This is a genomic window from Streptomyces sp. NPDC058308 (assembly GCF_042880275.1).
GTDB lineage: Bacteria > Actinomycetota > Actinomycetes > Streptomycetales > Streptomycetaceae > Streptomyces.
In genome coordinates this window covers 179,024-196,592 of sequence record NZ_JBHVZA010000013.1, presented here as the reverse complement: position 1 = coordinate 196,592, position 17,569 = coordinate 179,024, and the positions used below count along the sequence as shown (strand labels likewise).

At 72.7% G+C, this 17,569-nt stretch carries 17 protein-coding genes; 10 read left to right on the top strand and 7 right to left on the bottom strand.

All coding sequences use genetic code 11. The features are described from left to right. Nucleotides 1-92: 92 nt before the first annotated feature. Together ACFVYL_RS19785 and ACFVYL_RS19780 are read left to right on the top strand one after the other, a co-directional pair. Nucleotides 93-1,376 carry an adenylosuccinate synthase gene (locus tag ACFVYL_RS19785; protein ID WP_389717646.1) on the top strand — a complete coding sequence of 428 codons (1,284 nt, stop codon included), beginning with the start codon at nucleotides 93-95 and terminating at the stop codon, nucleotides 1,374-1,376. A 143-nt stretch (nucleotides 1,377-1,519) separates the two neighbouring features. Beyond that, entirely contained in the window at nucleotides 1,520-2,131 is a 612-nt protein-coding gene (locus ACFVYL_RS19780; RefSeq protein ID WP_389717643.1) for a Uma2 family endonuclease, read from the top strand. Between the two features lie 52 nt (nucleotides 2,132-2,183). On the opposite strand, the gene ACFVYL_RS19775 is transcribed toward ACFVYL_RS19780, so the two are convergent. From ACFVYL_RS19775 to ACFVYL_RS19765, 3 genes are all read right to left on the bottom strand, one after another. Next, a complete protein-coding gene (locus ACFVYL_RS19775) occupies nucleotides 2,184-4,061 on the bottom strand; it encodes a serine/threonine-protein kinase (protein WP_389717641.1) in 1,878 nt (625 codons plus the stop codon). A 79-nt stretch (nucleotides 4,062-4,140) separates the two neighbouring features. Next, a complete protein-coding gene (locus ACFVYL_RS19770) occupies nucleotides 4,141-4,608 on the bottom strand; it encodes a MarR family winged helix-turn-helix transcriptional regulator (protein WP_389717639.1) in 468 nt (155 codons plus the stop codon). Between the two features lie 34 nt (nucleotides 4,609-4,642). Further along, nucleotides 4,643-5,239 (bottom strand): DJ-1/PfpI family protein, encoded by a 597-nt coding sequence (locus tag ACFVYL_RS19765; protein WP_389717636.1) that lies wholly within the window; start codon nucleotides 5,237-5,239, stop codon nucleotides 4,643-4,645. Between the two features lie 158 nt (nucleotides 5,240-5,397). Here ACFVYL_RS19765 and ACFVYL_RS19760 point away from each other — a divergent pair, with 158 nt between their 5' ends. Beyond that, on the top strand, nucleotides 5,398-6,045 hold the full coding sequence (locus ACFVYL_RS19760; protein ID WP_389717635.1) for a DUF4956 domain-containing protein: 648 nt from the start codon (nucleotides 5,398-5,400) through the stop codon (nucleotides 6,043-6,045). Beyond that, nucleotides 6,042-6,848 (top strand): VTC domain-containing protein, encoded by an 807-nt coding sequence (locus tag ACFVYL_RS19755; RefSeq protein WP_389717633.1) that lies wholly within the window; start codon nucleotides 6,042-6,044, stop codon nucleotides 6,846-6,848. The genes ACFVYL_RS19760 and ACFVYL_RS19755 overlap by 4 nt, the downstream gene beginning before the upstream one ends. Here the strand turns inward: ACFVYL_RS19755 and ACFVYL_RS19750 are convergent. From ACFVYL_RS19750 to ACFVYL_RS19740, 3 genes are all read right to left on the bottom strand, one after another. Next, nucleotides 6,787-8,145 carry an ATP-binding protein gene (locus ACFVYL_RS19750; RefSeq protein ID WP_389717631.1) on the bottom strand — a complete coding sequence of 453 codons (1,359 nt, stop codon included), beginning with the start codon at nucleotides 8,143-8,145 and terminating at the stop codon, nucleotides 6,787-6,789. The genes ACFVYL_RS19755 and ACFVYL_RS19750 overlap by 62 nt on opposite strands. A gap of 3 nt (nucleotides 8,146-8,148) precedes the next feature. Next, nucleotides 8,149-8,844, bottom strand: a complete 696-nt coding sequence (locus ACFVYL_RS19745) for a response regulator transcription factor (RefSeq protein ID WP_389717629.1) — start codon at nucleotides 8,842-8,844, stop codon at nucleotides 8,149-8,151. A 70-nt stretch (nucleotides 8,845-8,914) separates the two neighbouring features. Then, nucleotides 8,915-9,220: a hypothetical protein gene (locus ACFVYL_RS19740; RefSeq protein WP_389717628.1), complete on the bottom strand. Its 306-nt coding sequence runs from the start codon at nucleotides 9,218-9,220 to the stop codon at nucleotides 8,915-8,917. Between the two features lie 49 nt (nucleotides 9,221-9,269). Here ACFVYL_RS19740 and ACFVYL_RS19735 point away from each other — a divergent pair, with 49 nt between their 5' ends. The 6 genes from ACFVYL_RS19735 (at nucleotide 9,270) to ACFVYL_RS19710 (ending at nucleotide 16,608) form a co-directional block, all read left to right on the top strand. Further along, nucleotides 9,270-9,455, top strand: a complete 186-nt coding sequence (locus ACFVYL_RS19735; RefSeq protein ID WP_389717625.1) for a hypothetical protein — start codon at nucleotides 9,270-9,272, stop codon at nucleotides 9,453-9,455. Nucleotides 9,456-10,237: 782 nt separating this feature from the next. Further along, nucleotides 10,238-11,593: an aspartate aminotransferase family protein gene (locus ACFVYL_RS19730; RefSeq protein ID WP_389717623.1), complete on the top strand. Its 1,356-nt coding sequence runs from the start codon at nucleotides 10,238-10,240 to the stop codon at nucleotides 11,591-11,593. Between the two features lie 148 nt (nucleotides 11,594-11,741). Beyond that, the gene (locus ACFVYL_RS19725) at nucleotides 11,742-12,437 is read left to right on the top strand and encodes a GntR family transcriptional regulator (RefSeq protein ID WP_389717621.1); all 696 of its coding nucleotides are present in this window, start codon (nucleotides 11,742-11,744) and stop codon (nucleotides 12,435-12,437) included. Further along, the gene (locus tag ACFVYL_RS19720; protein ID WP_389717618.1) at nucleotides 12,434-14,866 is read left to right on the top strand and encodes a dolichyl-phosphate beta-glucosyltransferase; all 2,433 of its coding nucleotides are present in this window, start codon (nucleotides 12,434-12,436) and stop codon (nucleotides 14,864-14,866) included. Before ACFVYL_RS19725 ends, ACFVYL_RS19720 begins: the two co-directional genes overlap by 4 nt. A gap of 318 nt (nucleotides 14,867-15,184) precedes the next feature. Beyond that, nucleotides 15,185-15,835, top strand: coding sequence for a hypothetical protein (locus ACFVYL_RS19715; RefSeq protein ID WP_389717616.1), 651 nt, complete (start codon nucleotides 15,185-15,187; stop codon nucleotides 15,833-15,835). Between the two features lie 128 nt (nucleotides 15,836-15,963). Further along, nucleotides 15,964-16,608, top strand: a complete 645-nt coding sequence (locus tag ACFVYL_RS19710; protein ID WP_389717614.1) for a dihydrofolate reductase family protein — start codon at nucleotides 15,964-15,966, stop codon at nucleotides 16,606-16,608. A gap of 149 nt (nucleotides 16,609-16,757) precedes the next feature. Here the strand turns inward: ACFVYL_RS19710 and ACFVYL_RS19705 are convergent, their stop codons facing one another. Beyond that, entirely contained in the window at nucleotides 16,758-17,552 is a 795-nt protein-coding gene (locus ACFVYL_RS19705; RefSeq protein ID WP_389717613.1) for an SLATT domain-containing protein, read from the bottom strand. Nucleotides 17,553-17,569: the final 17 nt, after the last annotated feature.

Here is a 17,569-nt window from a genome sequence, read left to right as displayed (position 1 = left end):
TCGTCTATTCCGGGGCAGCATCCAAGGCACACCCATATGGCGGCTACGGCCCCTGACCTTGGACATGCCCCGCCCGGAAGGGGTGTACGCCTGTGCCCGCACTTGTGCTGCTCGGTGCTCAGTGGGGTGACGAAGGCAAGGGAAAGGCCACTGACCTGCTCGGTGGCTCCGTGGACTATGTAGTGCGCTACCAGGGCGGCAACAACGCCGGCCACACGGTCGTCGTGGGCGACCAGAAGTACGCGCTGCATCTCCTCCCTTCCGGGATCCTCTCCCCGGACTGTGTCCCGGTCATCGGCAACGGAGTCGTCGTCGACCCGTCGGTCCTGCTCTCCGAGCTGAGCGGTCTGAACGAGCGCGGCGTCGACACGTCGAAGCTGCTGATCAGCGGAAACGCGCACATCATCACGCCGTACAACGTCACGGTCGACAAGGTGGGCGAGCGCTTCCTCGGCAAGAGGAAGATCGGTACCACCGGCCGCGGCATCGGCCCGACCTACGCCGACAAGATCAACCGCACCGGCATCCGCGTCCAGGACCTCTACGACGAGTCGATCCTGAAGCAGAAGGTCGAAGCGGCCCTGGAGCAGAAGAACCAGCTCCTGACGAAGGTGTTCAACCGCCGGGCCATCGAGGCGGAGCAGATCGTCGAGCAGCTCCTGGAGCACGGCGAGAACATCAAGCAGTACGTCGCCGACACGACCCTGATCCTCAACAACGCGCTCGACGAGGACAAGGTCGTCCTGTTCGAGGGCGGCCAGGGCACGCTCCTGGACGTGGACCACGGCACGTACCCCTTCGTCACCTCCTCGAACCCGACCGCGGGCGGCGCCTGCACGGGTACGGGTGTCGGCCCGACGAAGATCAGCCGCGTCATCGGCATCCTGAAGGCGTACACGACCCGCGTCGGCGCGGGCCCGTTCCCGACGGAGCTGCTCGACGCGGACGGCGAGGCGCTGCGCACGATCGGCGGCGAGCGCGGTGTCACCACGGGCCGTGACCGTCGCTGCGGCTGGTTCGACGCCCCGATCGCCCGCTACGCGACCCGCGTGAACGGCCTGACGGACTTCTTCCTCACCAAGCTCGACGTCCTCACCGGCTGGGAGCAGATCCCGGTCTGCGTGGCGTACGAGATCGACGGCAAGCGCGTCGAGGAGCTCCCGTACAACCAGACCGACTTCCACCACGCGAAGCCGATCTACGAGATGTTCCCCGGCTGGTCCGAGGACATCACCAAGGCCCAGACCTTCTCCGACCTGCCGAAGAACGCGCAGGGTTACGTGAAGGCGCTGGAGGAGATGTCCGGCGCGCCGATCTCCGCGATCGGCGTGGGCCCGGGCCGTACGGAGACGATCGAGATCAACTCGTTCGTCTGATCAGCTCACCCGTCACACGAAGGGGTGGGTCGCGCTGAAGTGCGACCCACCCCTTCGGCGTGCCCGGAAGACTGGCGGGCATGACAGCGACCGGCGTTACCGTGGGAGGGCATCTCCGTCATGCCCGAGCGAGGAGTAGGCCGATGAGTGCGCAGCCGGTGGAATCGATCAAGCCGACGGTCACGTATCAGCAGCTCAGTGAGTACGCCGAGGCCTTTGTGGACCTGGCGGACGGCCAAGGCCACCTCGTACGGGCAGACATTGCGAACCAGGAGATCACCGTCCACATGATGTCCCCCTCAAATGCCCATGGCGAGATCGTGATGGAGGTCGGCTTCCAGATCCGGTCCCAGGACCGCGACGCGGTCGCTCTCGTGGAGAACCGCGTGCACCGCCCCGACCTCGGTCTGTGCCGGACGGCGGACCTGCTCGTCCTCACCCGGGAAGTCAGGGACCAGCAGGAGGAGGAGTTCGGCACGCTCGGCCCCGACGCTTCCGTTGCCGTCGAGGTCGTATCCCCTTCGAACCCGAAGAACGACCACATCACCAAGCTCCGCGACTACCCGCGCATGGGTGTACCGGTCTACGTGATCATCGACCCCCGGGACGGCACGATCACCGTGCACTCGGGCCCCGATACCTCCGGGGGCGTGCCCCGCTACGCGGACACCCCGCTCCGGTACAAGTTCGGTGACACCGTCCAGATGGGGCAGTGGTCGGTGGAGACCGGAAAGTTCCCCCGGTACCGCTCCTGAGCAGTACCGGGTCCCGGACACCGGGTGCGGGATCCGCCGGTTCAGTAACCCTTCAGTAGCCCTTGTCATACGTCAGCTCGCCGCTGCCGTCCGTGTTCGCGCGGCGCAGTCTGCCGTCGCCGAGGATCGTGACGACGCTCGGTTCGCCCGGTGTGCAGGACGTCATGGGTTCGCCGAGCGTGATCACGGTGGGGCCGATGTGCAGGCGGTCGCCGGACGCGGACTCCAGCTTTCCCTCGAAGACGCAGCGGTACCTGCCGCCGGTGTCGGAAGGGCCCTCCGCCGTCACCGAGAGGACCGTGTCGCCCACCTCGCCCTGCCGGAGGGTGAGTTCGCGGGTGCTGTGGCCGTCCTTGGTGTCGAGGCCGCCGGTCCAGGTGCCCAGGTACTTGTCGGGCACCTTGCCCTCGCCCGTGTCCGACGCGGACGGCGACGGGCCGGTCGGGCCCGGTGCCGAGGAGGTGGGCCCGGGGGTCTGCGAGGAGCTGCTCGTGTTGTTCTTGCGGTCCTCGCCGCCCTTCTTCCCCGTGCTGTCGCCGTTCATGACGGCGTAGACGGTGCCGCCCGCCCCTATGGCCACTATCAACGCCACGACGATCAGCGCGGCGGTCGACCGGCCGCTGCGGCGCGGGGGCTCGGGCTGCGGCGGGAGGGGCCCGTAGGGGGGTGTCGCGCCGGGCCCGTACGGGGGCGTGGGGCCGTAACCGTTCTGTGGGAACGCCTGCGGGTAGCCGTAGGCGGCGGGCTGCGGGAGTTGCTGCGGGGGCTGCTGGGGGTAGCCGTACGCCGGGGCGCCGGGCATGGGTGTGGGTGCGGGCGGTGGGGCCTGCCCGGACACCATGGTCGGCAGGTGGTTGACGGGCGGCGGGGTGCCGGGGGTGCCCGGTGGCGGCGGTGTGGCGGGTTGCGGGGGCGGGGCGGGCGCCGGGGATGCGGCGGGCGCGGCTGCCTGGTCGTCGTCCTCACCACGCGCGTCGGCGGCACGACCCGCGGCGCCCGCCGACGTCTCCTCCGGATCCTCCGCGTCCAGCAACTGCACCGCATGCCGCCCCAGCTGGGCGACCAGGGCCCCCGGCAGCCAGGGGTCGATCGTGCGGCCGTCGCCGAGGGCGTCCGCCGCGCCCGTGCGCTCCTGGATCTCGTCGAGGGAGGGCCGGTCCGCCGGGTCCTTGCGCAGGCACGCGCCGATGAGTTCGGTGAGGCCCTCGGGGAGCCCCGCCAGGTCCGGCTCCTCCTGCGCGATGCGGAACATCAGCGCGTGCACCCCGCTGTTGGCGGTGCCGAAGGGCAGCGCGCCCGACGCCGCGTACGCGAGGACGGAGCCGAGGCAGAACACGTCGCACGCCGGGGTGATGCGGTCCCCGCGCACCTGCTCGGGCGCCATGAAGCCGGGCGAGCCGACCAGCGCGCCGGTGCGGGTCAGACCGCCGTCGGTGACCGTTTCGAGCGCGCGGGCGATGCCGAAGTCGATGACGCGCGGGCCGTCGATCGTGACCAGGACGTTCGACGGCTTGAGGTCGCGGTGGACGATGCCCGCCGCGTGGATGTCCCTGAGCGCTCCCGCGAGCCCGGCCGCGAGGATGTTCACGGACCGTTCGGGCAGCGGCCCGTGGTCGTGCGAGACGACGCTCTGCAGCGAGGGCCCCGCCACATACCCCGTGGCGACCCACGGGATCGCCGCCTCGGTGTCCGCGTCAAGGACCGGCGCCGTCCACGCGCCGCCGACCTGCCGTGCGGCCTGCACCTCCTGCCGGAAGCGGTTCCTGAACTCGTCCTGCTCGGCGAGTTCCTGGCGGACGAGCTTGACCGCCACCGTCCGGCCGCGGTCCGACCGCGCCAGGTACACCTGCCCCATGCCACCGGCGCCGAGCCGCGCCAGCAGCCGGTACGCGCCGATTCTCTGCGGATCTCCGGGCACGAGCTTCTCCATCGCCGCACCGACCTCCCCCACTGGTGTGCAACAGAGTGAGGATAGTGCGGCCGTACGGCAGGGTGGGCCGCGCTTCGCTCTACGGTTGCGTAACGGGTTCGCCGAGGACCGCCGCCAGCCGCTCAAGGACCCGTGCCGTCTCCGCGAATCCGTCCGTGCCGAGCGCTGCGGCGAGCCGCTCCGCGAGCTCCGCGTGGCCCGGGTTGATCTTCGCGACGGCGGCCAGGCCCGCGTCCGTGGGGCGCAGGAGTTTGGCGCGGCGGTGGGCCGGGTTCGGCGCGTACGCGGCGAGGCCGTCGCGCACCAGCAGGTCGGCGACGCGCTGCACGCTCTGCCGGGTGATGCCCATCGCGCGGGCGATCCCGGCGACGGGCAGCGGCTCGCGCAGCACGGCGCCGAGCACCTGCCAGCGGGCGGCGGTCAGGCCCGCGGGCCCGGCCAGCCCCTCGGACAGCGCGAGGAACCGGCCGTTCAGGTGGAAGACGGCGAGGGCGGTGCGGCTGAGCAGGTCCTGCCGTAGCCGGGTACTGCTTTCTTCGTCGGTCATCGTCGGTGCTCCACGGTCATCATGCTTGCTCCGCTCAGGAGTTGAGGGTTTCGTACGCGGCCGGGTCCGAGTCGTGGAAGAGGCGGTACCAGGCGTCGAGCTTCGCGCCCTCGAAGACGTCGCCGAGCCTGCCGAAGATCTCCCGGGCGAACGCGACCGGTTCGGTCGGCCCCGCCGTGACCAGGTCGCCGTCGGTGACCGCGTCCGTCTCGACGTACCGTTCGCCGCCCTGGTAGCCGGTGGCCGCCAGGTACGTCGATGCCGCGCTGGTGTGTGCGCGGTCGTCGAGCAGCCCCTCGCGGGCGAGGCCGGCCGTGGCCCCGCAGATGGCGCCGACCGGCACGCCCGCGTCGAGGAACGCGCGGGCCGCGCGGCCGAACGGTGCGAGGTCGTCACTCGTGTCCCACAGGTCGGCGCCCGGCAGGATCAGCAGCGTGCTGTCCTCGGGGCGCAGTTCGGCGAGGGAGAGGTCGGGCTGTACGCGCAGACCGCCGATGGAGACGACGGGCTCGGCCGACAGGGCGACCGTGCGGATGTCGTAGCCGACGCGGGCGAGCCAGGCGGTGGTGTGGCCGGTCTCCCAGTCCGCGAACGTGTCGTAGAGGGCCAGATGTACGGGCTTGCGGGACATGACGGCCTCCGGGGCTCGGGTCACGATGCTCTGCCGTGGTGCGTATGTGAGCATGCTGTCGAAGTGACAGCATGCTGTCAACAACTCTGACTCGCCCGCCGGACTCGTTAACGCTCACGAGAGGCGGCCTTAACCCGCCCTTCCCTAGCGTCCCCGGCATGGACAGCACCCTGAACCTCAGCGCCCATCTGGGCCTCGACCTGGCCGCCGTAGCCCTGCTGACCTTCGGTGTCTTCTATCCGCGGCACCACAGGCGCGAGCTCGTCCCCGCGTATCTCGCCCTGAACGTCGCCCTCTTCGCGGTGGTCGCCGGGCTCGGGGCGGCCGGCGGCGACGGCGGGCTCGCCCTCGGATTCGGGCTCTTCGGCGTGCTCTCGATCGTGCGGCTGCGCTCCGACACCCTGCAGCACAGGGAAGTCGCGTACTACTTCATCACCCTGGTGCTCGGCCTGCTCTGCGGCCTGCCAGGGCTGAGCCTGCCGGTGGCCGCGCTGCTCGCCGGTGTGCTGCTCGCCGTGATGTACGGCGCCGATCACCCGCGCCTGTTCGCGCGCGACCGGCGGGCCGTCGTCACCCTGGACAGCGTGCACCGCGAGGAGGGGCCCCTGCGGGCCGAGTTGGCCCGGCGCCTCGGGGAGCCGCTCGGATGGACCGTCCAGGAGGTGGACTACGTACGCGACCTCATGGTGCTGGAAGTCCGTTTCCGTCAGCCGGAACCTTCGGTGCCGCACCGGGAGTTGACGGTACGACGACGCACGACCCGGTCCGACACGATCGCCCCCAGGTACCCGAAGGAGACCGTGTGAACCCCGCCGTACGCGCCATCGGCCGCGCCGCCCTCGCCGCGCACCCCATCGCGCTCGACGAAGTGAACGCCAGGGCGGAACTGCTCGCCCGCTACGACCACAGCTATCTCGTGCCCGTCGAGATATTCGAGGACCTCGCGGCCCTGCTGACCGACCCCCGGCGGGCCAGCGGCCCCTTCCGGGCGCTCAGCATCGGGGGCAGGCGCTGGTTCCGCTACCACTCGACGTATTACGACACCCCCGAGCTCGGCACCTTCCACGACCACCGGCAGGGCCGGCGGCTGCGCTACCGGATCCGGGAGCGGGTCTACCAGGACAGCGGGGAGCGGCAGTTCGAGATCAAGCTGAAGAGCGGGCGGGGCGAGACCGTCAAGCACCGCCAGCGGCTCGAAGGGGACGACCACGCGCTCGACGCGGTACGGCTCGGCTTCCTCGCCGGCGTGCTGCGGGGGTCGTACGGCGTCGAGGCGCCCGGCGGCCTCACCCCCTCGCTCGTGACCGAGTACCAGCGGGCGACCTTCGTCGCCGACGGGCAGCGGATCACGTGCGACGCGGGACTCGTCGTACGGGACACGGCGACCGGGCGCAGTGCCGCCGCCGACAGCGGTCTCGTGCTGGTGGAGACCAAGACCAGGGGGCACCTGACGGAGGCCGACCGGGTGCTGCACCGGTTCGGGGTGCGCGCCGCGGACTTCACCAAGTACTGCGGGGGGTATGCCGCGGTCCGGCCCGAGCTCGGGATCAACAAGTGGGCGCGGGCGGTACGGACGGCGTTCCCCCGGGGAGCGCGCGCGGGAAGGTGAGCGTGACGCGGGCGCCGGTGGCCTGCTGAGCGGCCCCGGCGCCCCCGTTCGACGTCTCGAAGCGGCCGTTCGCCTCCTCGGCGGTGCGGCGGGCGATGTCCAGGCCGAGGCCCGTGGAGCCCGCGCCGCTCGTGCCGCGGCCGGGGGCCGTCCCGTCGGGGAAGCCGGGGCCTTCGTCGGTGACGGTCAGCTCCGCCTCGCCACCGGACGTACGGCGGACCTCGATGGCGAACGCCGTCCCCTGCGGCGTGTGGTCCAGGACATTGCCGATCAACGCGTCGAGGGCGGCGGCGAGTTCGTCGCCAGGGACCGGGATGAGCAACTCCTCGGGCGGTGTCGTGGTGCGGGTGGCGCGGTTCTGGTCCTCCGCCAACGGCGCCCAGAACGCGGCCCGTTCGCGCGTCACCGCCGCCAGATCCGCCCGCGGGGCCTCGCGCAGCGGGCGCCGCGCCTTGCGGATCACGTCGTCGACGCTGCGCTCAAGGGCCGTGACGTCCGCCGCGATACGGCGGGCCCCCTCCGGGTCGCGGAGGGTCTCCGCGTCCAGGCGCAGGGCGGCGACCGGGGTGCGCAGCCGGTGGGCGAGGTCGGCGGCGTTCTCCCGCTCGGCGGTGAGCAGCTCGTCGATACGGGCCGCGAGACGGTTCAGCTCGCCCGCGACCAGGCGCAGTTCGGGCGGCCCCGCCAGGTCCGCGCGGGCCGTCAGGTCACCCGCGGCCAGCCGGTCCGCGGTCCGGGCGAGGCGGCGGGTCGCGCCGACCAGGCGGGCGCCGAGCCGGTCGGCGAGCAGGAGCCCGAGCAGGACGAGGCCCACGCCGATGCCGGCGAGGACGAGCCAGGACGCGAGGGTGCCCGCGTACAACTGCTTCTCCGTCAGCGTCACTTGCACGACGGCTGTGCCGTCCTTCGCGCCCTGGACGGGGACGAGGACGAGGCGGCTGCCCGAGCTGGTCTCGTAGGTGAAGGCGCGGCCCGTGCGGGCGAGGCGGACGGGGTCGGTGACGGCGGGGGCGTCGTGCGGGCGGGCGCCGATGACCTGGTCGTTCGCGAGGATCAGGGAAGTGGCGGGCAGCCCGTCGCCGTTGACGCTCTCCACCGTCTGCTCCGCCGTCTCGCGTTCGTCGGCGGTCGCGAGGGCGGGGCCCAGGGCGTGGGCCACCCACTGGGCGCGGGCGGTGGCCTCGGCGGTGGCGCGGTCCGCGGCGTGGGTGCGGGTCAGCAGGGTGAGGGGGACGAGGAGGGCGGTGAGGACCAGGGCGGTGGTCGCCGCGGTCAGGAGGAGGAGGCTGCGGCGCATGGGTCAGTCCGCGTCCCGGGCCTCGGGGGCCGCGAGTTTGACGCCCACGGTGCGGACCGTGTGCAGGTAGCGGGGTTCCTGGGCGGTCTCCCCCAACTTGCGCCGCAGCCACGAGAGATGGACGTCGACCGTCTTGTCGGCGCCGCCCAGTGGCTGTTGCCAGACCTCGGCGAGGAGCTCGCGGCGGGAGACGACCTGGCCGGGGCGGCGGGCCAGGTAGGCGAGGAGGTCGAACTCGCGGGGCGTGAGGTCGAGTGCCGCCTCGCCGAGGGTCACCTCGCGGGAGGCCGGGTCGATGGAGAGCGCCCCCACGCGCAGCGGCTCCTCCGTCTCGCCCACCCCGAGGCGGCGCAGCACGGCCTTGACGCGGGCGTCCAGTTGCGCGGCGCCGAAGGGTTTGACGATGTAGTCGTCGGCCCCGGCCTCAAGGACGGTCACCATCTGCGGCTCGTCGTCGCGGGCGGTGGCCACGATGACGGGGACGTCGCTGACCGCGCGCAGCATGCGCAGCACCTGGGCGCCGTCGACGTCCGGCAGCCCCAGGTCGAGCACGACCAGATCGGGCCTGCTGGTCACCGCGGCGTCCAGACCGGCCATGCCGCTCGGCGCGGTCGCCACGGCGTGCCCCTTGTCGCGGAGGGCCCGCACCAGCGCGCCGCGGAGCTGGGGGTCGTCCTCGACGACGAGAAGATGTGCCATACAACCACCGTAGTCAGGGGCGGGGCGTGCGCTCTTGCCGGGGGTTCAAGGACGGGCTCTTAACCGGGCGTTAGGAAACGATGCGGCACAGTGGCGGGATGAGGAAGTGGCGGAACGCGGTCGGTACGGCGGCGTGGGTGGCCGTGGGTACGGCGGCGGGGGCGCTCGGCGCGTGGCAGTTGGCGAGTTCGGACGGTGCGGGTGGGGCGGCGCACAGTCGGCCGTTGGACGAGGCGGCGGTGCGGCGTGCGCTGACGTCGTCCTCCGCGCACCCTTCGGGTTCCGCGCCCTCGAAGCCCCCCTCACCCACGTCCTCGTCCGTGCCCCCCTCGCCCTCTTCGCCCTCTTCGCCGGAGCGGTCCACTGTCCGCTTCACGGGGGGCTCGGCGACGGTGGAGTGCCGGTCCGACGGGACGGTGTATCTGGTGTCCTGGAGCCCGGCGGACGGCTTTCACATCGATGACGACGTGGAGCGGGGGCCGTCGGCGGTCGCCCGCCTGGAGGCGGAGCCGGGGGACGACGACGAGCGGGATGATCTCCCGTACGAGATCCGCTGCGGGCGGTCGGGCCCCTGGGCCAAGGTGGTCCCGGACTCCCCGGACGACGACTGACGCCGCCTCTTTCGCCTGCGGGCCGGTGGTGGCTGGTTGCGCAGTTCCCCGCGCCCCTGGGGTTTGTGGGGCCGGTTCGTTGTCGTGTGGGCCGGTGGGGGCTGGTTGCGCAGTTCCCCGCGCCCCTGGGGGGTTCCTGAGGTCGGTTCGTTGTCGTGCGGGCTGGTGGGGGCTCGTCGCGCAGTTCCCCGCGCCCCTGAGGGAGCCTCCCGACCCTCACCCGCCTGGGTCCCGCCCGTACGGGGGCTGAGCCACGGGTATCCCAGGGGCGCGGGGAACTGCGCGCCAAGCCCCCGCCCGCCGCAGGTGGAAAGGGGACGCGCGCCCGCCAGGGCACCCCGGGCTGCCCGAGCCAGGCGGGGGGGGCGCCCACGAGGTCCACCCAGGGGCGCGGGGAACTGCGCGCCAAGCCCCCGCCGGGCCGCAGGTGGAAAGGGGACGCGCGCCCGCCAGGGCACCCCGGGCTGCCCGAGCCAGGCGGGGGGGGCGCCCACGAGGCCCACTCAGGGGCGCGGGGAACTGCGCGCTAAGCCCCCTCCCGCCGCAGGTCAAAAAGGGACGCGCGCCCGCCAGGGCACCCCGGGCTGCCCGAGCCAGACGGGAGGCACCCACGAGGCCCACTCAGGGGCGCGGGGAACTGCGCGCCAAGCCCCCTCCCGCCGGGAGTGAAGGCAAACCGGGCGCCTTCCCAAGGGCGACCCGACACTCTGTCGCATTCCACCCCGCACGTCAGACAAGACGCCCATGTCCCGTCCACTCCGTGGACATCTACCCTCGGCCCCATGACCCCTCAGCCGAATCCCCAGGTCGGCGCCGCCGTGAAGGCCGCGGACCGCGCACACGTCTTCCACTCCTGGTCCGCACAGGAGCTCATCGACCCGCCGGCCATCGCCGGCGCCGAGGGCTCGTACTTCTGGGACTTCGACGGGAACCGCTACCTCGACTTCACCAGCGGCCTCGTCTACACCAACATCGGGTACCAGCACCCGAAGGTCGTCGCCGCGATCCAGGAGCAGGCGGCGACGATGACGACATTCGCGCCCGCCTTCGCCGTCGAGGCCCGCTCGGAGGCCGCCCGCCTCATCGCCGAGCGCACCCCTGGCGACCTGGACAAGATCTTCTTCACCAACGGCGGCGCCGACGCGGTCGAGCACGCCACCCGCATGGCCCGCCTGCACACGGGCCGCCCCAAGGTGCTCTCCGCGTACCGCTCGTACCACGGCGGCACCCACCAGGCCATCAACCTCACCGGCGACCCGCGCCGCTGGGCCTCCGACACCGGCACGGCGGGCGTCGTCCGCTTCTGGGCGCCCTTCCTCTACCGCTCCCGGTTCTACGCGGAGACGGAGGAGCAGGAGTGCGAGCGCGCGCTCCAGCACCTTGAGGACACCATCGTCTACGAGGGCCCGCAGACCGTCGCCGCGATCATCCTGGAGACCGTGCCGGGCACCGCGGGCATCATGATCCCGCCGCCCGGCTACCTCGCCGGCGTGCGCGCGCTCTGCGACAAGTACGGCATCGTCTTCGTCCTCGACGAGGTCATGGCGGGCTTCGGGCGGACCGGCGAGTGGTTCGCCGCCGACCTGTTCGACGTCGTGCCGGACCTCATGACCTTCGCGAAGGGCGTGAACTCCGGATACGTGCCCCTCGGCGGCGTCGCCATCTCCGGAGAGATCGCGGAGACCTTCGCCAAGCGCCCCTACCCCGGCGGACTCACCTACTCCGGCCACCCCCTGGCCTGCGCCGCGGCCGTCGCCACGATCAACGTCATGGCGGAGGAAGGCGTCGTCGAGCACGCCGCCACCCTCGGCGCCCAGGTCATCGAGCCGGGCCTGCGTGCGCTCGCCGAGCGCCACCCCTCGGTCGGCGAGGTGCGCGGCGTCGGCATGTTCTGGGCCCTTGAGCTGGTGCGGAACCGGGAGACCCGCGAGCCGCTCGTGCCCTACAACGCCACCGGCGAGGCGAACGCCCCGATGGCCGCGTTCGGCGCCGCGGCCAAGAAGCGGGGCCTGTGGCCGTTCATCAACATGAACCGCACCCACGTGGTGCCGCCGTGCAACATCACGGAGGCCGAGGCGAAGGAGGGCCTCGCGGCCCTGGACGAGGCACTGACGGCGGCGGACGAACACACCGTGTAGCCCGGACAATCACACCAGGTAGCTCCGCGGTTCCCCGCGGTGACGGCGGGGCGGGGGTCCGTATCGCGGCCCCCTGCCCCGCAACCCCGACCACGTAGTCTGACGTGCTCGTAAGCGACCACGTACCCGGACCCCGCGGGGGAAACAGATGCCCGGCACCGACGGCTCCGCCGTCATCCGCAGCACTCTGCGCCAGCAGATCGCCGACGCCCTGCGCGACGAGATCCTGGCCGCCCGCCTAGAGCCGGGCCAGGAGTTCACCGTCAAGGAGATCGCCGAGCAGTACGGCGTCTCCGCGACCCCCGTCCGCGAGGCGCTGGTGAACCTCACGGCGCAGGGCCTCCTCGACGCCGACCAGCACCGCGGCTTCCGCGTCCACGAGCACACCCTCGCGGACTACCGCTCCATGCTGGAGGCCCGCGGCCTCGTCGCCGACGGCATCTTCCGCGACCTCGCGGCGCACGGCGCCCGCCGGGACGTCGCCGACGCGCTGCTCTCCGTGCGCCGCCGCGGCGAGGAGGCGGCCCGCGCGGCCTGCGCCGGCGACCTGACCGTCCTGATCGGCTACGACCTGCGCTTCTGGCGCGAGCTCAGCGCCCTCTTCGGCAACCCCTACCTCTCCGACTTCCTGCACCGGCTGCGCGTGAAGTCCTGGGTCTGCGCCGTCACCCACCTCCGGCGCTGGTGCGAGAACAGCGGCGGTGACCTGCGGGGCGTCCTCTGGTCCCGGCACACCGAGCTCGTCGACGCGCTGGCGCGCCGCGAGCCGGAGACCGCCCACGGCATCGTCGTGGAGTACAACGCGCACTCCCTGGCCCTGATCGAGCGGCTGGCCGCTGCATGAGCGTCGATCTGACCGTCGTCGTTCCCGCGTACAACGAGGAGCGGCGCCTCGGCCCCACCCTGGACGCGATCCGCGCGCACCTGGAGCTGACGGACCGGGGCGCGTGGGAGCTGATCGTGGTCGACGACGGGTCCACCGACCGCACCGCGGAGATCGCCGCCGAGGCGTCCGCCGCCGACCCCCGCGTCCAGCTCCTGCGCGGCGACCGCAACCGGGGCAAGGGCCACGCCCTGCGCCAGGGCGTCCTGGCCTCCTACGGCCGCCGCGTCCTGATCACCGACGCCGACCTCGCCGCGCCCATCGAGGAGCTCGACCACCTCGACAAGGCGCTCACCGACGGCCACACCGCCGCGATCGGCTCTCGCGCCCGCCCCGGCGCGACCATCGGCGCCCACCAGCACCGGCTGCGCGAGCTCCTGGGGCGTACCGGCAACTTCCTGATACGCACGGTCGCCGTCCCCGGAATCCGCGACACCCAGTGCGGCTTCAAGCTCTTCGACGGCGACCGCGCCCGTGCGGCGTTCGCGGCGTCCCGGCTGCACGGCTGGGGCATAGACGTCGAGATACTGCAGTACTTCCGGCGCTCGGGCTGGCCCGTCGCCGAGGTGCCCGTGCGCTGGTCGCACCAGGAGGGCTCGAAGGTCAGGCCGCTGGACTACGTCAAGGTCCTCGCCGAGCTGACCGCCCTGAAGGCCCGCGCGGTCAGCCGCACCGACCTCCGCGTCGCCCTCCTCTTCCTGGTCCTGTCGGCCGTCCTCTTCTCGGGGCGCCTGGTGGGCCCCGCGCACCGCTACTTCCCCGACTCCATGCAGGACCAGAACCAGTGGGAGTGGTTCTTCGCGGTGACCGCGGACAATGTCCGCCACCTCCACAACCCCCTGTTCACCACCTTCCAGAACATCCCGGACGGCGTGAACCTCATGGCCAACACGGCCATGCTCGGCCTCTCCGTGCCGCTCGCCCCCGTGACCTGGCTGCTCGGCCCGGCGTTCGCCCTGAACGTGGCGATGACCGGCGGCCTCGCCGCCACCGCCGTCTCCTGGTACTGGCTGATCCGCAAGCGCCTCGTCCCGCACCGGGGCGCCGCGTTCGCCGGCGCGGCCCTCGCGACCTTCGCGCCCCCGATGGTCAGCCACGCCAACGCGCACCCGAACTTCGTCGTCCTGTTCATGATCCCGCTGATCATCGACAGGGCGCTGCGGCTGTGCGAGGGCACCCGTGTCGTACGCGACGGGGTCGTCCTCGGCCTCCTCACCACGTACCAGATCTTCCTGGGCGAGGAGCCGCTCCTGCTCGCCGCGCTTGGCATGCTGCTCTTCGCCCTCGCCTACGGGGCCGTGCGCCGGGACGTGGCGAAGGCGGCCCTGCGCCCGCTCCTGCGCGGCACGGGGGTGGCGCTCGCCGTCGCCGTCCCGCTGATCGCCTTCCCGCTGTACTGGCAGTTCTTCGGGCCGCAGAGCTACAAGAGCGTGCTGCACGGCGACAACGCGGGCAACAGCCCGCTCGCCTTCCTCTCCTTCGCGGAGCGGTCCCTCGCGGGCAGCGCGGAGAGCTCCGACCACCTCGCCCTGAACCGCACCGAGCAGAACGCGTTCTTCGGCTGGCCCCTCGTCGCCCTGGCCTTCGCCGTCGTCGTACGCCTCTGGGAGCGCCCGGCGGTCAAGGCGCTCGCCTTCACCGTGTCCGGGGCGGCGCTGCTGTCGCTCGGGCTGAAGTTCCGCATCCCGCTGACGGACATCGTGCTGCCGGGGCCGTGGGCGGCGCTCTCCGACCGTCCGCTCTTCGAGTCCGTCATCGAGGCGCGCGTGGCGATGGTGTGCGCCCCGGCGCTCGGCATGCTCCTCGCCCTCGCCCTGGCCCGGCTGTCCTCGGTGCCGCGCCGCCTCCCCCGGTACGCGGGCGTCGCCGCCGTCGCCCTCGCGCTGCTGCCGGTCCTGCCCGCCCCGCTGAAGGCCGTGGACCGGGCGGACGTGCCGCCGTTCATCGCGCACGGCACGTGGCGCGCGTACCTGGGCGAGGGCGAGACGCTCGTCCCGGTGCCGGTCCCCGACGCCGCCAACGCGGAGGGCCTGCACTGGCAGACCAGCGCCGGCCTGGGCTTCCGCATCCCCGGCGGCTACTTCAACGGCCCCTGGGGCCCGGACCGCGTCGGCATCTACGGCCCCTCGCCCCGCAACACGTCCAACCTGCTGCGCGAGGTCAGCTCCTCGGGCCGCACCCCCAGGATCACCCCGGCCTGGCGCGCCGCCGCCCGCGAGGACCTGAAGTTCTGGAAGGCGGGCGTCCTCGTCCTGGCGCCGCAGCCGCACGACGGGCAGCTGCGCGCGACCGTGGACGCACTCCTTGGCCGTCCCGGAAAGTGGGTAGACGGCGTATGGGTATGGGATCTGCACCGGGGCGACGGCCGGGATCCGCACCACGTCGGCTAGGGCCTGTCGTCAAACTCGCGTCGTTCGCCCGGAGGGCGGCCTCGCGGCGTCTGGTGCGTGCGATCGCAAGGCGGAGGGTCATCCCGGTACTGGGCGTACCGGGATGAGCCCGACAACGCGGCGAGCGTGCGTGCCAGGCGTCGCGAGGCAGACGCGAGTTTGACGACAGGGCCTAGGTCCCCGCGGAGATCTGTCAGAAGGGCCTTGGCCCACCCCGTGCCCGACTACGCTGCCCTGCACGCCGGGCAACGCACAGCAACGCACGACGGCGGCGCCCGCTGCCGTCCGTACCCGTCCGACCGACCCGAGGAGTCCTTCTTGGCCTGCGACCTGTGGCTGGTCCCCCTCGTCGACGTGCTGTGCCACAGCGCCGACAACCCCTTCGCGGAAGAGCTCGCCGCCTACGACAAGGCGCTGCACGAGGCCGGGCTCCCGGCCGTGCCCGTCTTCGCCTACATGCCGGGCCTCTCCGGCGACGTGGCCCCGGTCGCGGGCTTCGACTACGACGCGCTGCACTTCCTGCGCCGCGCCTACCTCCTGCAGATCTGCGGCCTGGAGGTCACGCCGGTGGACGCGCTGGGCGGTGACTACGAACAGCTCCTGGAGATGTTCGACGCCACGGCGCAGCAGTCCCACCTCGTCTGGCACTACGACCACGCGGGCGCGTACGTCCCCGTGGACTTCCCCGCCCCGCTCTCCAACGACGACCTCCTCGCCGGCGGCGGCCCGCTGGGCTCCTCGCAGGCGCTCCTGCGCGAGCTGGAGTTCGTCGCCCCGTCGATCGGCATAGACCCGGCGAACCCGCCGCTCGCCCCGGCCCCGCCCGAGGCGCCCACCGCCCTGGAGGAACCGGCCGCGGCGGCGCCGCCGGACGAGAGCCCGTTCGCCAGGGAGCGGCACGTCTGGCTGGGCCTGCACGCGGCGGCGACCCGGAGCCTCGCCCAGGGCTCGATGATCATCTACAGCTGAGGGCCGTAGGGCGAGACAGGCCCTGGCGCACCGATGAGTTCTCGCGGTCCGCGCGGTCTGCCTGTCATCGGCGTCGCAGGAGAAGACGCAGGAGAAGACGCAGGGGAAGTCGCAGGAGAAGGAGCACTGTGGAACAGCTGCTGAAAGTCCAGAACTTCACCGTCTCGCTCGACGGTTTCGGTGCCGGTGAGGGCCAGAGCCTTGAGCGGCCGTTCGGCCACGCGGATCCGGGGGAGCTGGTCTCCTGGGCCTTCGCCACGGCGAGCTGGCCGAACCGCACCGAGCCCGGTGGCAGCCGGGGCCTCGACGACTATCTCGCGCGGGACTTCACCCACAACATCGGCGCCGAGATCATGGGCCGCAACAAGTTCGGGCCGCAGCGCGGGCCGTGGCAGGACCACGAGTGGCGCGGCTGGTGGGGCGAGGAGCCGCCGTTCCACACGCCCGTGTTCGTGATGACGCACCATGTGCGCCCGTCGTTCACGCTCTCCGACACCACGTTCCACTTCGTGGACGACGACCCCGCGTCGGTCCTCGCGCAGGCGCGGGAGGCGGCGCAGGGCAAGGACGTCCGGCTCGGGGGCGGCGCCACCGTCATCCGGGAGTTCCTGGCGGCCGGCCTCGTCGACACCCTGCACGTGGCGGTCTCGCCGGTGAAGCTCGGGGCGGGCGCACGCCTCTGGGAGTCGCCCGACGAGCTGCTCGACCGCTTCCACCTGGACGTCGTGCCCAGCCCGAGCGGCGTGACGCACCACTTGTTCTGGCGGAAGTGAGAGACGGGCTCTGAGCCTGTCTCGGCTGTCGGTGCCGCCCGCAGCTGCCCGCGGCCGTACGCAGCGGTGCACGGCCGTACGAAGCGGAGCACGGCCGTCGGCCCCCGCGTCACCGCGGCCCCCGCGTCAGCGCGGCTCCGGCCCCCGCGTCAGCGCGGCTCCGGCGGCCGCTGCCGCGGCATGTTCGGCCGGGCCCCCGGCGCCATCGGGAACCGCCCGGGGGAGGCCGACGCCTCCCGGGGCGGGCTTCCCGGGGGCATCGCCTGCATGGCCAGCGGCACAGGACCGGCCCGGAACTCCACCATCCAGTCGGAGGTCTCCGCCCGCACCAGGTCCGTGACGTCCTCGGTGAACTTCCGCAGCACCCCGAGGCACCGCTCGGCGGCCTCGCCCGCGGTGCCCTCGGTGGGCCCGAGCACCTCGCGCACGCTCTCCGACGCCCAGTCGAACTGCAGCACCTGCAGCCGCCGCTGCACGGCCTGCGCGGTCGCCACGTCCCGCATCCACCCGGACGTGAGCCCGAAGAACCGGTCGCACCCCACGCACGCCACCCCGGCGAGCAGCGAGACGAACCCCCAGGTGGCCACGGGCCCCAAGGCCCCCGCCAGATCGAGCAGCGGCAGCACCCCGCCGCCCACGGCGCCCAGCGCGGCGCCCGCCCGCAGGAGCCGCGCCCCGAGCCGCTTCCTGCCGCGGTCGGTGAGGTACCACTCGGCGGTGTCGAGGGCGCCCCGCTCGACCCAGCGGTACAGCTCGTCGAGCCGCTCGGCGGGCTCGCCCCAGTCGCCCTGGGGGAAGGCCCGGCCGGTCAGATCGCCGGGCCGCGCCCCCGGACCCGTACCAGGACCCGCACCCGCGCCAGGACCCGCACCCGGCCCCGAACCGGCCCCCGAACCCTGCCCCTCGGGGGGCACCCCCTCGGGCTGCATCTCCGGCTGGCTCACCCGGCACTCCTCTATGA